At 73.3% G+C, this 14,232-nt stretch carries 11 protein-coding genes and 1 pseudogene; 5 read left to right on the top strand and 7 right to left on the bottom strand.

Going from position 1 to position 14,232, the window contains the following annotated elements; translation table 11 throughout:
• Nucleotides 1-76 precede the first annotated feature (76 nt).
• Together C3489_RS29730 and C3489_RS29725 are read left to right on the top strand one after the other, a co-directional pair.
• On the top strand, nt 77-1,045 hold the full coding sequence (locus C3489_RS29730) for an acetylxylan esterase (protein WP_103785179.1): 969 nt from the start codon (nt 77-79) through the stop codon (nt 1,043-1,045).
• A 285-nt stretch (nt 1,046-1,330) separates the two neighbouring features.
• Complete coding sequence (locus C3489_RS29725) at nt 1,331-2,104, top strand: GntR family transcriptional regulator (protein WP_103785178.1); 774 nt, start codon at nt 1,331-1,333, stop codon at nt 2,102-2,104.
• Between the two features lie 48 nt (nt 2,105-2,152).
• Here the strand turns inward: C3489_RS29725 and C3489_RS29720 are convergent, their stop codons facing one another.
• The 3 genes from C3489_RS29720 to C3489_RS29710 form a co-directional block, all read right to left on the bottom strand.
• Nucleotides 2,153-3,952 carry an RICIN domain-containing protein gene (locus C3489_RS29720; RefSeq protein WP_103785177.1) on the bottom strand — a complete coding sequence of 600 codons (1,800 nt, stop codon included), beginning with the start codon at nt 3,950-3,952 and terminating at the stop codon, nt 2,153-2,155.
• A gap of 123 nt (nt 3,953-4,075) precedes the next feature.
• Nucleotides 4,076-4,804, bottom strand: a complete 729-nt coding sequence (locus C3489_RS29715; RefSeq protein ID WP_103785176.1) for a class I SAM-dependent methyltransferase — start codon at nt 4,802-4,804, stop codon at nt 4,076-4,078.
• 4 nt (nt 4,805-4,808) lie between these two features.
• Nucleotides 4,809-5,372: a PadR family transcriptional regulator gene (locus tag C3489_RS29710; RefSeq protein WP_103785175.1), complete on the bottom strand. Its 564-nt coding sequence runs from the start codon at nt 5,370-5,372 to the stop codon at nt 4,809-4,811.
• A gap of 71 nt (nt 5,373-5,443) precedes the next feature.
• Here C3489_RS29710 and C3489_RS29705 point away from each other — a divergent pair, with 71 nt between their 5' ends.
• From C3489_RS29705 to C3489_RS29695, 3 genes and pseudogenes are all read left to right on the top strand, one after another.
• Nucleotides 5,444-5,842 (top strand): nuclear transport factor 2 family protein, encoded by a 399-nt coding sequence (locus C3489_RS29705; protein WP_103785204.1) that lies wholly within the window; start codon nt 5,444-5,446, stop codon nt 5,840-5,842.
• Between the two features lie 337 nt (nt 5,843-6,179).
• Nucleotides 6,180-7,325: a transcription termination factor Rho gene (gene rho, locus C3489_RS29700; protein WP_103785174.1), complete on the top strand. Its 1,146-nt coding sequence runs from the start codon at nt 6,180-6,182 to the stop codon at nt 7,323-7,325.
• Between the two features lie 97 nt (nt 7,326-7,422).
• Nucleotides 7,423-8,307: pseudogene (locus tag C3489_RS29695) on the top strand (D-alanyl-D-alanine carboxypeptidase family protein); the annotation flags it as partial.
• 32 nt (nt 8,308-8,339) lie between these two features.
• On the opposite strand, the gene C3489_RS39645 reads toward C3489_RS29695, so the two are convergent.
• The 4 genes from C3489_RS39645 to aspA form a co-directional block, all read right to left on the bottom strand.
• Nucleotides 8,340-9,776, bottom strand: a complete 1,437-nt coding sequence (locus C3489_RS39645; protein WP_103785172.1) for a glycosyltransferase 87 family protein — start codon at nt 9,774-9,776, stop codon at nt 8,340-8,342.
• Nucleotides 9,773-11,167 carry a polyprenol phosphomannose-dependent alpha 1,6 mannosyltransferase MptB gene (gene mptB, locus C3489_RS29685; RefSeq protein WP_103785203.1) on the bottom strand — a complete coding sequence of 465 codons (1,395 nt, stop codon included), beginning with the start codon at nt 11,165-11,167 and terminating at the stop codon, nt 9,773-9,775. Before mptB ends, C3489_RS39645 begins: the two co-directional genes overlap by 4 nt.
• A gap of 263 nt (nt 11,168-11,430) precedes the next feature.
• On the bottom strand, nt 11,431-12,354 hold the full coding sequence (locus C3489_RS29680; protein WP_103785171.1) for a glutaminase: 924 nt from the start codon (nt 12,352-12,354) through the stop codon (nt 11,431-11,433).
• A gap of 55 nt (nt 12,355-12,409) precedes the next feature.
• Nucleotides 12,410-13,822 carry an aspartate ammonia-lyase gene (gene aspA, locus C3489_RS29675; RefSeq protein WP_103785170.1) on the bottom strand — a complete coding sequence of 471 codons (1,413 nt, stop codon included), beginning with the start codon at nt 13,820-13,822 and terminating at the stop codon, nt 12,410-12,412.
• Between the last annotated feature and the right edge of the window lie 410 nt (nt 13,823-14,232).

Raw genomic sequence — 14,232 nt, 5'->3', positions numbered from 1 at the left:
GACCCCTGGAAAGCGCTTCCATCACCACGTACGGTGTGCTCGTCCCGCATGTCACACACAGCTGAGGCGGTCCCGTATGGCCCTGTTCGACCTGCCGCTCGACGAACTGAGCGAGTACCGCAGCGAGTCCGTCGAACCCGAGGACTTCGACGCGTTCTGGTCCAAGACCCTCCAGGAGGCCCGCGAGCACGACCTCGACGCCCGCTTCGAGCCCGTCGACACCGGGCTCACCACGGTCGAGGTGTACGACGTGACGTTCGCCGGATACGGCGGCCACCCGGTCAAGGGCTGGCTCGTCCTGCCGGCACGGGCAGCCGGGCCGCTGCCGCTGGTCGTGGAGTTCGTCGGCTACGGTGGCGGCCGGGGACTGCCGCACGAGCACCTGCTGTGGGCCTCCAGCGGCCGGGCGCACTTCGTGATGGACACCCGCGGGCAGGGCAGCGCCTGGGGCGGCGGGGGCGGCACCGCGGACCCGGTGGGCGGCGCCCCGGCCTACCCGGGGTTCATGACCCGCGGCATCGACGCGCCGGAGAACTACTACTACCGACGGGTGTTCACCGACGCCGTACGGGCCGTCGAGGCGGCCCGCTCCCATCCGCTCACCGACGCCGCGCGCACCGTGGCGCTCGGCGCCAGCCAGGGCGGCGGCATCGCCCTCGCCGTGGGCGGCCTGGTGCCGGACCTGGTGGCCGTCGCCCCGGACGTGCCGTTCCTGTGCGACTTCCCGCGCGCGACGACCCTCACCGACCGCCACCCCTACCGGGAGGTCGGCCTCTACCTCAAGACGCACCGCGGCCGCACCGAGGAGGCGCTGCGCACGCTGTCGTACTTCGACGGCGTCCACTTCGCCGCGCGCGGCCGGGCCCCGGCCCTGTTCTCGGCGGCACTGGAGGACCAGACCTGCCCGCCCTCCACGGTGTTCGCCGCGTTCAACGCCTGGGCGCACGAGGACAAGGCCATCGAGGTCTACGAGTTCAACGACCACGAGGGCGGCGGCCCCTACCAGCAGGCGGCCCGGCTGCGCTGGCTGCGCACCCACGCCTGACCTGGGCGGCCCCGGCGCCGCGGCGGGCCGCACGGCTCCCGCGGCCCTGGTCCGAAGTGTTTCGGACAGGACGGCCGCGCAGGCCGCGTGGCCCGGCGGTCCGGGCGAGGGGGGCCGGATCGGCGCCGGGGAGCGCTGGCTCCAGGGCGCCGGCGGTGGGCAGCGGGTGGTCTCGTTTCGGCCGAACCGGCCGACCGCACTTGGCTCGTGGTGTAGACCAATGCTAATCCTGGTGGCGCACCGAACCCGGACGGACACGGCACGTGACCAACAGGAGGGCGCGGCATGTCCCGCACCACCCCGCTCGACCACCCGCACACCACCCCGCTCGACCACCCGCACACCGCCGACTGCGAGGAGCCGCTCTACCGGCGCGTCGCACGCCGCCTGCTCGCCGAGCTGACCGACGGGAGCGTCCCGCCCGGCGAACGGCTGCCCAGCGAGCGACACCTCGCCGCCCACTACGGCGTCAGCCGCGAGACCGTGCGGCAGGCGCTGGAGGTGCTGCGCCACCGAGGCCTGGTCGCCACCGACCGGCGCGGGAGCCACGCCGCCCTCCCCGGCCCCGCCCTCCAGGCCTCCGGCTCGCTGACCTTCCCCGTGGGCGCCCGGGGCGCGGACCGGGACGGCCTGCACCGGGCCACCGTGGCATGGCAGCCGCCCCCGCCGCAGCACGCCGAGGCGCTGGGCCTCGCCCCGAACCGTCCGACGCTGGTGCACCGCTACGACTCCACCGCGGCCGACGGGCGGGGCCGGCGCACGGCCGTGACGTCCTTCTCGGCGGTCGCGCTCGGCGAGGTCGAGGAGCTCGCCCGCTACCGTGACCGCGCCGACGGCACCGCCTCGGCCCAGCTGCGCCGGGTCTACGACTGGATGCGCCGCGCCGGGCTGACCCTGCACCACCGCGACGTGATCGTCCGCGCCGACGACGGACCCACGATGCGGGTGACCCGTTACGTCCAGGACCAGTACGCCCGCCCGCTGGAGATCACCGACCTGGTCGTGGACACCGGACAGGAGGCCCTGGTCTACGAGTTCACGCTGCCGGCGGCGGGATGAGCCGAGGCCGGGACCCGCGGTTGCGGATCCCGGCCCAGCGGTCCGCGGTCAGGACAGCGGGGTGAGGGTCAGGGTCTGCTCGGCGGCGCTGCGGGATCCGCCGACCGGGCTGCCGGTGGTGTCCGTCCAGGCCCGCGCCGGGGTCGTCTCGGCGGGCCGGCCGCGCGTGGCGGACAGGCCGATCACCAGTCCGCTGTAGCGGTTGACGAGCCGGAAGGTCCCGGTGGGCGTGCCGTCGCCGGCGCGGCCCGGGAGGACGAACCACTGCTGCCCGACGGTGGGGCCGCCCGCCCCGGACCGGGTCACGGTGGGCCTGGCGCCCCAGGCGCGGGCCGACGTGGCCGTGGAGTCGACGCCCAGCAGCCGGCCCGTGGCGGCGTTGGTGATCCGGTAGGAACCGTCGCCATTGGCCGTGAAGGTCCACGCCTCCCGGCGCGAGCCCGTCGGGGCCGCCAGGGACGTCGTCGCGGCGCCGGACACCGCCTGGGCGAGCACGCGGCCGTCACCGTTGGCGATCCGGTAGGTGGCGCCGCTGCGCACCGGCGCGGCTGGGGCGGAGGTGTCGACGGTGACGTCGATGTACTCGCCGTAGGAGTCGTTCGAGCAGCCGAAGGAGCAGTAGGAGCGGAAGGTCCTGCCGACGATCTGGCTGCTGGTGCGGTTGGCGGGGTCGAGGAACCAGCGGTACCAGGAGGCGTTGGTGTGGCTGCCGGTGTCGCCGATCAGCCGCCACTTCTGGGAGGCGAGGTCGTCGGTGGCGTAGAACTGCTGTGGCGCCTTGCCGCTCTGGTCGACGGCCTGCGGCTCGCCGATGTACAGGCCCAGGTGGGCGTCGTAGGTGATGTCCATGACGAACAGCGGGGAGGTGGGCGGCATCCGGCCGGCCGCCACCTGCTGGTTGGCGGTGCCCGGGGTGGCCGGGTCGTACTCCTGGTCCGCCGGGGTGTAGCCGGTGGGGTGCGCGGCGTCCACCGGGACCATGTTGCTCTCCCGGCCGCCGACTCCGGGCTCGGACCAGGCGCCGTCGTACCACTTGCGCCAGCTGCCGGGCGCCATCTTCCCCGCGATCGGCGCGCGGGCCACATGCGCGTGGAAGGTGCGCCAGCTGCCGCCCTTGTCGACGATCCGGGAGCCGTAGAAGACGTAGAAGTAGCCGGAGGCGGCGTCCACGTACAGGCGCGGGTCGCCGTCGCCGTAGTGGTAGGTCTGCTGCGGGAACGCCGTCGTGTCGCCGCGTTTGGTGCTGTACGGCGAGGTGATGACGTGGTCCTTGATGGTCCAGGTACGGCCCTGGTCGGTGGAGACCGCGAAGTCGATCGCGTCGTAGTGCAGTCCGTCGCCGAAGGGCTGGGGCGTGAACTCGTTGTGGACCAGGCCGTACCAGTCGCCGGTGTCCGGGTCGACCCACACGCCGGCCAGATCGCAGTAGTTCTTCTGCGCGTAGTGGGAGCCGGCCGGCGCGAAGGTGGCCTCCCTGCCGGTGGGGCTGTTGTTGTTGCACCGCCAGGTGGTGTCGTTGTTGCGGTCCTTCGGGTCGGCCGGGTTCACCGCGTCGCTGAGCGCTGCCGAGCGGGTGGCGCTGTCGAAGTCCCTGCCGGTGTAGAAGCTCCACTCGCGGGGGTCGTCCGCGCCGTAGAGGGCGTGGGACTGCTGGTAGTAGAACGCGCCGTCCTTGTCGAGGTAGGGCGTGGCCGGGGTGTCGTCCGGGTTGGTCCAGGACCCCGTCGCACCGACGGTCACCGTGTGGTCCGCGGCGGCCGCCGGGGGGCTCGCCGCGAGTCCGCCGCCGCACAGGGCGAGGACGGCGGCGACGACCGCTGCGGCGCGTCTGCTGGGGGGAGTGGGCACGACTCCTCCTCCTTGGGATCGCTAACATGCACTGATGGGCTGTAGCGGCCCGAACTATGGCACAGCTTGTTAGCGCTGCCAACAGGGTGCGCAGGAAGCGGTACGCGGTGCGGAGGGGAGGGTTCAGGACGGGCGGCGGGCCACGACCATCCGCACCCGGGGGCTGCCGTCGCGGCGATGGCCGAACGCGGGCAGGGCGTGCAGCTCCACGGCGAACCCGGCGCGCTCAAGCTCCCGCCGCACGTCCGCGAGCCGGAAGGCGCGGTAGTACATGACGAACGGTGGCCGCCACAGGGCGTTGCGCACCCGCATCACGGCGTCGAAGCCGAGCAGCATCCAGTAGGCGGGTTCGGCCGGCCGGGGCGGGGCGACGACCGGGAACGCGAAGCGGCCGCCGGGGCGCAGCGCACGGTGCACCTCGCCGAAGAGCCCGGGCAGTTCGCGGGGCAGGAAGTGGCCGGACGCGCCGAAGCTCACCACCAGGTCGAAAGCGTGCGCGAAGGGCAGGGCGCGGGCGTCGGCGCGCACCCAGGAGACGCGCGGCCCCTCGCCGGGCGGGGTGCGGCGCCGGGCCACGTCGAGCATCCCGGCGCTGAAGTCGACGCCCGTGACGCTGCGCCGGCACAGCGGGGCGAGCACGTTCAGCCCGGCGCCGGTGCCGCAGCACAGGTCGAGTCCGTCGTCGTAGGGACCGAGCGGGGTGAGCGCCGCGGCCACCGCGTCGAGGACGGAGTCGGGCGTGCGGAAGGGCGTGTGGTCGAACTTGGGGGCGAGCAGGTCGTAGCCGCGCTCGACGGAGGACAGCGCCTGGACGGCGAGTTCGCGCAGGGTGGGGCCTTCGGGGCTGAACACCGGCTCAGCCTAGGGGAAGGCGCTGCTCCAGTGCGGCCAGTGCGCGATCGCACCAGCGCAGGTTCTCCTCCTCGAAGGAGATGCCGGCCATGAGGGTCAGATAGGGCCCGATGCGCTCGGCCTCGCGCAGGTACGCCTCCTCCTCACGACCGTCCAGCAGGCGCTCGCGGACACGCCGGTAGCGGTCGAGCTTGCCGCGCGCCCACGACCTGCGCTCCTCGATCAACGCGCGCGTGGCCGCCGGGTCGGTGCCGTCCATGGCCTGGATCTTGATCAGCAGCTCGTCCCGGATCGCGGTGGGCCGGCGCGGCGGCTCGACGGAGAAGGCCCGCAACTGCGCGCGGCCCTGCTCGGTCAGGGCGAACATCCGCTTGTTGGGGCGGCGCTCCTGCTGGACCAGGCGGGCCTCGACGAGCCCGTCGGCGGCGAGTCGGTCGAGCTCGCGGTAGAGCTGCTGCGGGGTGGCGGGCCAGAAGTTGGCGAGGGAGACGTCGAACACCTTGGACAGCTCGTATCCCGAGGCCTCGCCCTCCAGCAGGGCGGCCAGCACCGCGTACTTCAACGACATGTGGACACGCTAACAGCAGGTGACTATTGTCATCCGCACCTATTCAAATAATTGATTATGAGGTGATCGGGATGCGTGCGTTCCGCGAGGCGGTCGAGGCGGGCGACCTCGACGCCGTCGAGGCCCTGCTGGCCGACGACGTCGTCTTCACGTCGCCCGTGGTCTTCAAGCCGTACTCCGGCAAGGCCATCACGGCGGCAATCCTGCGCGGCGTCGCACAGGTCTTCGAGGACTTCCGCTACGTCCGTGAGCTGGCCGGGGACGACGGGCGCGACCACGCGCTGGTGTTCACCGCCCGGGTGGGCGAGCGCGAGCTGACCGGCTGCGACTTCATCCACGTCGACGAGGACGGGCTGATCGACGAGTTCACGGTCATGGTCCGCCCCCTGTCCGGAGCACAGGCGCTGGCCGAGGCGATGGGCGCACGGTTCGACAAGATCGCCGCGCAGGCGCGGGCAGGAGCTGTCTGACCCTGCCGGGAACAGCTTCGGGCGTCACCGCGTTGTATGCGGTGACGCCCTTTGCCGTTGCGTCACGAACGCTCGGTGCTACAGTGCGAGCAGCACGTGTGTCCGCCCCGTCGTGGGCGGCGGTGCGAGTTCTCTCGTCACTTCTGCTTTTGCACCTGCCGCGTTTTCTCGCTTCTTTCTGCCTTCTTTCTGTCGTTCGCCCTCGTGAGCGGTGTTTTCCCCGCCGAGGTACGACGTTTCCCGCCGCACGGCGAGCGCGTCGGCACGCGCCCCGTTTCTCGCGGCCCCTTCCCTCTCTCTGCCTCCTCCCCGTGTCCCACGAAAGGACCGAACTCCCATGACCGTCACACTCGAACGCCCCCCGGTGGCGCAGCAGCCCCAGTCCGCCCAGCTCGTCAGCGGTGTCCTGGACATCGACAGCGGCGGGAAGGGCCACCTGCGCGGCGCCCACTGCCTGCCCTCGCCCGCCGACCCGCCGGTCCCCACGGCTCTGATCCGCCGTCACGGCCTGCGCAAGGGCGACCTCGTCGAGGGTGTACGCGGCGGCCGGCAGGGCCTGACCGAGGTCCGGCACGTCAACGGCCGCACTCCCGGCCGAGCGGGTGACCGCCGTGACTTCCGCGACCTCACCCCGCTGCACCCGCACGAGCGGCTGCGCCTGGAACACCCGGCGGCCGGCCCGGCCGGGCGGGTCGTCGACCTGTTCGCACCCGTCGGCAAGGGCCAGCGCGGACTGATCGTCGCCCCGCCGAAGACGGGCAAGACCGTCCTGCTGCAGCAGATCGCGGCGGCCGTCGCCGGCAACCACCCCGAGTGCCGCCTGATGGTGGTGCTGCTCGACGAGCGGCCCGAGGAAGTCACCGACATGCGCCGGTCGGTACGCGGCGAGGTGTACGCCTCGACCTTCGACCGGACGCCCAAACAGCACCTCGCGCTCGCCGAACTGGTCATCGAACGGGCCAAGCGGCTGGTGGAGGACGGCGAGGACGTCGTGATCCTGCTCGACTCCCTGACCCGGCTGTGCCGGGCGCACAACAACGCGGCCTCCGCCGGCGGCCGCACCCTCAGCGGCGGCGTGGACGCGGCCGCGCTGCACGGGCCGAAGCGGTTCTTCGGCGCCGCCCGGTCCGCCGAGGAGGGCGGCTCGCTCACCATTCTCGCCACCGCCCTGATCGAGACCGGCTCGCGCGCCGACGACCTGTTCTTCGAGGAGCTCAAGAGCACCGGCAACATGGAGCTCCGGCTGGACCGCGAACCGGCCTCCCGCCGTCTCTTCCCCGCCGTCGACCTGCCCGCCTCGGGCACCCGGCGTGAGGAACTCCTGCTGACCGCCCCGGAGTTGACGGCTGTGCGCGGGCTGCGCCGGGCACTGGCGGCGCAGGGCGGCCCGGCCGGCCTGGAGACGCTGCTGCAGCGGCTGCGCGAGACCCCCGACAACGCGGCGTTCCTGCGCCGGATCCAGCCCACCCTGCCGCCGAGCTGACCGGCAGGCCTCCGTGGCGTGCGGCATCCGGGTGCAGGCGTGACCCGTCCGGCGCGGGCAGCGGGGGGAATCTCCCGGAGATTCCTAGGTTGATCGTATGACCATCGGATTTCCTTCCCGGATCGCCTTGTCGGCCTGTGCACTCACGGTGGCGGGTGTCCTGGCACTCGCCCCCGTCCCGGCGCTGGCCGCGGGCGGGGCGGAGCCCACCCCCGGTGGCGGGCGGGCGGCGCAGCCCGAGCCGTCCGTGCTCCAGCGGTCCGGCACCCAGGTACGCCTGCGCGGCGGCGCCCCGTTCCTGCCCGACGTCTCCGCGCTGTCCTGGCTGGTGGCCGACGCCCGCACCGGCGACGTGCTCGCCGCGCACGAGGCGCACCGCAGGCTCCCGCCGGCCAGCACCCTGAAGACGCTGTTCGCGCTGACGGTGCTGCCCGCGCTGCCCGCCGGCCTCGAACACCGGGTCAGCGAGGAGGAACTGGCCGGGATCGGGCCCGGCAGCAGCCTGGTCGGGGTCGCCGAGAACCAGACCTACACGGTCGCCGATCTGTGGCGCGGTGTCTTCCTCAACTCCGGCAACGACGCGGTGCACGTACTGGCCGCGCTCAACGGCGGATGGTCGGCCACGGCCGCGCAGATGCAGGCCAAGGCGCGCTCGCTGGGTGCCCTGGACACACGGGTGCTCTCCCCCGACGGCTACGACACGCCCGGCCAGGTCTCCTCGGCGTACGACCTGGCGGTGTTCGGTCGGGAAGGGCTGCGCAACCCCGACTTCGCGCACTACTGCGGCACGGCCGAGGCCGTCTTCCCGGGCGGCGGCGGATGGTCGTACGGCATCCGCAACACCAACCGCCTGCTCACCGGCGCAGACGGGGTGGAGCCCTACCCCGGGCTGATCGGCATCAAGAACGGCTACACCAGCGAGGCGGGCAACACGCTGGTCGCCGCCGCCCGGCGGGGCGGGCGCACCCTCGTCGTGACGGTGATGAACCCTCAGACGGGCGGCGGGCTCGCCGTCTACGAGGAAGCGCGCGCGCTGCTGGACTGGGGGTTCGCCGCCGCCGGGCGGGTCGACCCGGTCGGCTCACTGGACGCGCTGCGCGAGACGCCGCCCCCGCACGGGCCGCACGCCTCCGCCGTCGCCTCCCCCGCCGCCTCGCCGGTGGCCGCCGTGCCCGCCGTGCCCGTCGCGGCGCAGGACGACGGCTCCGGCTGGGCGCAGACCGTCGTCATCGCCTCGGCCTCCACCGTGGGTGCGGCGGCCGTCGCGTTGGCGCTGCGGCTCAAGAAGCGTTCCTCTGAGCGGGGGTGACGGAGCGGCAGCCACAGCAGCAGGCCGAGCGTGACCCAGGTGTAGGCGTTGGAGCCGGCGAATGCGGCCACGCCGGAGGCGTCGTGGGCCCACAGCCACACCACGCTGGTGCACAGCACCGCGTACAGGACGCCCGCCACGCGCGCGTGCCCCGCGCGCAGCAGGACGGCGAAGGACGGCAGCAGCCACACCAGGTGGTGGACCCAGGTGACGGGGCTGACCAGGCAGGCGGCGAGGCCGGTGAGCGCGAAGGCGGCCTGCCGGTCGCCTGCGGCGGCCGCGCGGCGCGTCCGCCACGCCCAGACGCCCAGCGCCGCCAGGACGGTGACGGCCCACAGCGCGCGGTCCGGCTCGCCCAGCCGTGCGAGCACCCCTTGCAGGGACTGGTTGGAGACGTAGTCGAGGCGGCCCACGCGCGTGGTGTCCCACATCGCCTCGGTCCAGTAGAAGCGGGACGGGCCCGGGGCGACCAGGGCGGCGAGGGCCGTCGCCGCGAGGGCGACCGCGGTCGCGACAGCGGCGGCACGCCATCGGCGGGCGAGCAGCAGCATGCCGATGAACAGGGCGGGTGTGAGCTTGATCGCCGCCGCCAGTCCGGTGCCGACGCCCGCCGCACGGCCCCAGCCACGGCCGCGGTCACGGTTATGGCCGAAGGTCAGCAGCCGGGCGTCGGCGAGCACCAGGGCCAGCAGGAGCAGGTTGACCTGGCCGAAGCTCACGGTGTCGCGCAGCGGCTCGAACAGGGTGAGAGCGCACAGGATCAGACCCCAGCCGAACCAGCCGGGCCGGCGCCACGCCCGGTCCGCCAGCACCCGCAGCACCACCGCCAGCGCCACCGCGTCCAGCAGCAGCGCCCCGGCGATGGCGGCGGGACGGCTCAGCAGGGCCATGGGCAGCATGGTGACCGCCGCGAAGGGCGGATAGGTGAAGCCGTACGCCGTGCCCGGCACCCGGTAGTCGTAGACGTGGCCGCCGTGGTGGACCCAGGTGTGCACGGTGCCGTAGTAGACCCGCAGGTCGAACCAGTCGCGCAGCAGCGGCACGGTCGCCGTGAACACGGTCACGGCCGTGGCCAGGGCGAGCAGGAGGAGCAGCCGATCGTGGTCGGTGGTGGGCGTACGTCGCCCGGTCGGGGTGCTCATGCGGTCCGCTCCAGTGCCGGAAGCTGCGCCACCTGATGGGCGTGGAGCAGGACCACCAGGGCGAGTGCGCCGCCGGAGACGGCCAGTACCAGCTGCCCGGTGTCGGCAGGGCCGCCGCCGGGCAGCACGGCGAGCGCCAGCACCCCCGACACGGCCGCCGTCCGGTGCCGGACCGAGGCGCTGGGCGCGGCGGCCGCGATGAGGAACAGCCCCCACAGGGCGTACCAGGGGCGGATCGCCGGTCCGAACGCGGCCACCGCGGCCAGGCTCAGCCCGAGGGCGTACACCGGGCGTGGGCGCCAGCGCCACCAGATGGCCGCGAGCGCGACGGCGGTGACGGCGAGGCCGAGCACGTGCCAGGCCGGCACCGCGAGCGGGGCGAGGTCGCTGCCGAGCCGTTCCAGCAGGGCGCCGGTGGCCCGGCCCAGCAGGCTGGTCGGGGCCCAGTTGTGCGCGGAGACCGGGGTGTCCAGGGCGCCGATCCAGCCATAGCCCGTGCCCGCGAGGACGGTGGCCACGGCGGTGGTGGCGGCCGTCGCGGCCAGCGTCGACAGGGCGGCCGGCAACGGGCGGCGGCCGGCGCGTACCTGGACGACGACCACGGCGGCGAGGCCGAGCAGGGCGGGCGCCTTGACCAGGGCGGCGAGCGTGACGAGTACGGCGCCGGTCAGCGGGCGGCGGCCCACGGCCGCGACCAGGCCGAGGCCGAGCAGGCCCAGCATGAGGGCGTCGTTGTGCGCACCGGCCACCAGGTGCAGCAGCACCAGCGGGTTGAGCGCGCCCAGCCACAGCGCGGCGGCCGGATCGGCGCCGGCGGCACGGGCCAGGCGGGGCAGCACGGCCGCCATGAGGGCCACGCCGAGCAGCGCGAGCAGGCGCATCCCGAGCAGTCCGGCGGGCAGTTCGCCCCGGGTCAGCCCGGACAGCGCCGACGCCGCCGCGAGGAACACCGGGCCGTACGGCGCTCCCGTGTGCCGCCACAGCGGGGCCACCTCGTCGGCGAGCGGGCCGCCGAGCAGGGCCGGGCCGTGCGCGTAGACGTCCAGGTGTGCGTCGACCATGGCGCCCTGGGCGAGGTAGCTGTAGACGTCACGGCTGAACAGCGGCGGCGCGAGCAGCAGCGGGGCCGCCCATATGGCCAGCACCAGCAGCAGGGCGCGCGGGGAGGGAGGGCGCGGGCCGCGCACCAGCCGGCCCAGCAGGGCCCAGGCGGCGATCAGCAGGACGACACCGAAGTACACGCCGACCAGCCCCAGCGCGGCGCGGACCGAGGACGGGGCCGGCAGGTCCGGCATCGGCAGGGCGCCTGCCGTCTCCCCGCCCAGGGCGAGGAAGGCGGTGCCGGCCAGGCCGAGCACCTGGCAGCGACGCAGATCGACGGGAAAAACCATGGCCAGCATCGGGACAGCGTGCCGAGGCCGGGTGGCCGGAAAGCGACGCGCCGGCCTCGGGGTGGGGGCTGGTGTGTGGACGGCGTGTGAGGTGGGGGGCTGTGGGCTTGTGCTGGGTGTGAGTGGTTTCGCGTCGCTTGTGGGGGGTGCGTGTTGCCTGTGGGGGGGGGTGCGGGTTGCGGGTTGCGGGTCGTGGTTGCGGGTTGCGGGTCGTGGTTGCCGGTTGCGGGTCGTGGTTGCGTGTTGTGTGGGTGGTTTCCCGGTCAGAAGATCGAGAGGCCCGTCAGCGTCGTGAAGCGGTCCAGCGCCGCCACCCCCGCCACCGAGTTGCCGCGTTCGTCCAGGCCCGGGCTCCATACGCACAGCGTGCAGCGGCCCGGTACGACCGCGATGATGCCGCCGCCCACGCCGCTCTTGCCCGGCAGGCCCACGCGGTAGGCGAAGTCCCCCGCCGCGTCGTACGTGCCGCACGTCAGCATGATGGCGTTGACCTGCTTGGCCTGGCTGCGGGTGAGAAGACGGGAGCCGTCCGCCCGGATGCCGTGCCGGGCCAGGAATCCCGTCGCCAGCGCCAGGTCCGCGCAGGAGGCGGTGATCGAGCACTGGCGGAAGTACTGGTCGAGCAGGTCGGGCACCGGGTTGTCGATGTTCCCGTACGACGCCATGAAGTGGGCCAGGGCCGCGTTGCGGTCGCCGTGCGCCGACTCCGAGGCGGCGACCTCCTCGTCGAAGGCCAGGTCCGCGTTGCCGCTCTCGGCACGCAGGAAGTCCAGCAGCTCGCCCGCCGCGTCGCCGCTGCGGGTGTGGAGGCGGTCGGTGACGACCAGTGCGCCCGCGTTGATGAACGGGTTGCGTGGGATGCCGTTCTCGTACTCCAGCTGCACCAGAGAGTTGAACGGGTTGCCGGACGGCTCGCGGCCCACGTGCTCCCACAGTTCGTCGCCCTCCCGGGCGAGGTCGAGCGCCAGGGTGAAGACCTTGGTGATGGACTGGGTGGAGAACGGCTCACGCCAGTCCCCCACGCCGTACACCGTGCCGTCCGGCTCCGCCACGGCCATGCCGAAGCGGCGTGGGTCGCGGGCCGCCAGCGCCGGGATGTAGTCGGCGGGGCGGCCGCGGCCCGGGGTGCGTTCGATCTCCTCGGCTATGCGCTCCAGGACCGGCTCGAAGCTCTTCGGCGACGTCATGATCGTTATTCTCCCTCCGGGCCGGTGCTGGTGCGCTCCGGTGTTCTTCGGCAGGTCAGGCCAGCGGGGCCGCGCTGCCGGCCACGACCTCGGGGCGGAGCAGGGCCGCCAGGCGGTCGGCCGGGAGCAGGCCCTTCTCCAGGACCAGTTCGGCCACTCCGCGGCCGGTGGCCAGCGCCTCCTTCGCGATGTCCGTCGCCGCCGTGTAGCCGATGTGCGGGTTGAGGGCGGTGACCAAGCCGATGGAGTTCTCCACGGTCGCGCGCAGGCGGTCGGTGTTGGCGGTGATCCCGTCGACGCAGCGGGCGGCGAGCGTGAGGCAGGCCCGCTGCAGGTGGGTGATGGACTCGGAGAGGGAGTGCAGGATGATCGGCTCGAACGCGTTCAGCTGGAGCTGGCCGGCCTCCGCGGCCATCGTGATGGTGACGTCGTTGCCGATCACCTCGAAGGCGACCTGGTTGACGACCTCGGGGATCACCGGGTTGACCTTGCCGGGCATGATCGACGAACCGGCCTGGACCGGGGGGAGGTTGATCTCGCCGAGGCCGGCGCGGGGGCCGGAGGAGAGCAGGCGCAGGTCGTTGCAGCTCTTGGAGAGCTTGACCGCGATGCGCTTGAGGACGCCGGACATCTGGACGAAGGCGCCGCAGTCCTGGGTGGCCTCGACGAGGTTGGTGGCGGTGACGAGCGGGAGGCCGGTGATGTCGGCGAGGTGGCGGCGGGCGGCCTCGGCGTAGCCGGCGGGGGCGTTGAGGCCGGTGCCGATGGCCGTGGCGCCGAGGTTGATCTCGTGGATCAGCTCGACGGCCTCGGCGAGACGGCTGCGGTCCTCCTCGATCATGACCGCGTAGGCCGAGAACTCTTGACCGAGCGTCATGGGGACCGCGTCCTGCAACTGTGTACGGCCCATCTTGAGCACGTCGCGGAACTCGACGGCCTTGCGGGCGAAGGCGTCCTGGAGTACGGACATCGCCTTGAGCAGTTCACGTACCGCGAAGACCGTCGCGATCTTGACGGCGGTCGGGTAGACGTCGTTGGTGGACTGGCCGAGGTTGACGTCCTCGTTGGGGTGCAGGTGGGTGTACTCGCCCTTGGCGTGGCCGAGCAGTTCGAGTGCGCGGTTGGCCACGACCTCGTTGGCGTTCATGTTCGTGGAGGTGCCGGCGCCGCCCTGGATGACGTCGACGACGAACTGGTCGTGCAGCTTGCCGGCGCGGATCTCCTGGCAGGCCTCGATGATCGCGGCGGCCTTGTCGGGGGGCAGGAGGCCGAGTTCCTCGTTGGCGCGGGCGGCGGCCTCCTTGACGGCGGCGAGGGCGTCGACGAGGTGGGGGTAGGCGGAGATGGGGGTGCCGGTGATGGGGAAGTTCTCGGTGGCGCGGAGGGTGTGGACGCCCCAGTAGGCGTCTGCGGGGATGTCTCGGTCGCCGAGGAGGTCGTGTTCGCTGCGGGCGGTGGCCGTTGTCATGGGGTCTCGTTTCGTGGGTGGTTCGGGAGTGGTGTGGGTGCGGGTTTCGTTGTGGTTGCTCGCGCAGTTCCCCGCGCCCCTGAAATGCCTGCGGCGGCCCGCTGCTGTTGCGTCGTGGCTGGTGTAGCGCCTTGTGTCCGGTGGGTGAGTCGGGGCCGGGGTGGGGGGTATCCGTCCTCGGTCCGGCCCACTGCCCCCGACACGGTGAGGGTCGGCGGTGCCGGCCGCTGCGGGCGGACACCCCCCACCCCGTCCCCTTCTCGCCGTCGGCGGCTGCAGCCCGCCGCCGCTACCGGCCTGACTGCCCGCCGCCACACGTGCGCGCGTAGCGATGGGCCGCCGCGCGGGGCGGCCGCCACCCCGCCTAGCGCGGGCCGCCGCGCCGGGGGCGGCACCCGTCCCCGCATAGC

Source organism: Streptomyces sp. Ru71 (genome assembly GCF_002920535.1).
Lineage (GTDB): Bacteria > Actinomycetota > Actinomycetes > Streptomycetales > Streptomycetaceae > Streptomyces.
The sequence above is the reverse complement of the archived record's forward strand: the minus strand, read 5'-3'. Positions and strand labels throughout refer to the sequence as shown.

Excerpts from the sequence above, each read along its gene's own strand:
- mptB (WP_103785203.1), bottom strand. The coding sequence starts at position 11,167 with ATGGTTTTTCCCGTCGATCTGCGTCGCTGCCAGGTGCTCGGCCTGGCC.
- C3489_RS29730 (WP_103785179.1), top strand. The coding sequence starts at position 77 with ATGGCCCTGTTCGACCTGCCGCTCGACGAACTGAGCGAGTACCGCAGC.
- C3489_RS29725 (WP_103785178.1), top strand. The coding sequence starts at position 1,331 with ATGTCCCGCACCACCCCGCTCGACCACCCGCACACCACCCCGCTCGAC.
- C3489_RS29680 (WP_103785171.1), bottom strand. The coding sequence starts at position 12,354 with ATGACGTCGCCGAAGAGCTTCGAGCCGGTCCTGGAGCGCATAGCCGAG.
- aspA (WP_103785170.1), bottom strand. The coding sequence starts at position 13,822 with ATGACAACGGCCACCGCCCGCAGCGAACACGACCTCCTCGGCGACCGA.
- C3489_RS29705 (WP_103785204.1), top strand. The coding sequence starts at position 5,444 with ATGCGTGCGTTCCGCGAGGCGGTCGAGGCGGGCGACCTCGACGCCGTC.
- C3489_RS39645 (WP_103785172.1), bottom strand. The coding sequence starts at position 9,776 with ATGAGCACCCCGACCGGGCGACGTACGCCCACCACCGACCACGATCGG.
- C3489_RS29710 (WP_103785175.1), bottom strand. The coding sequence starts at position 5,372 with ATGTCGTTGAAGTACGCGGTGCTGGCCGCCCTGCTGGAGGGCGAGGCC.
- rho (WP_103785174.1), top strand. The coding sequence starts at position 6,180 with ATGACCGTCACACTCGAACGCCCCCCGGTGGCGCAGCAGCCCCAGTCC.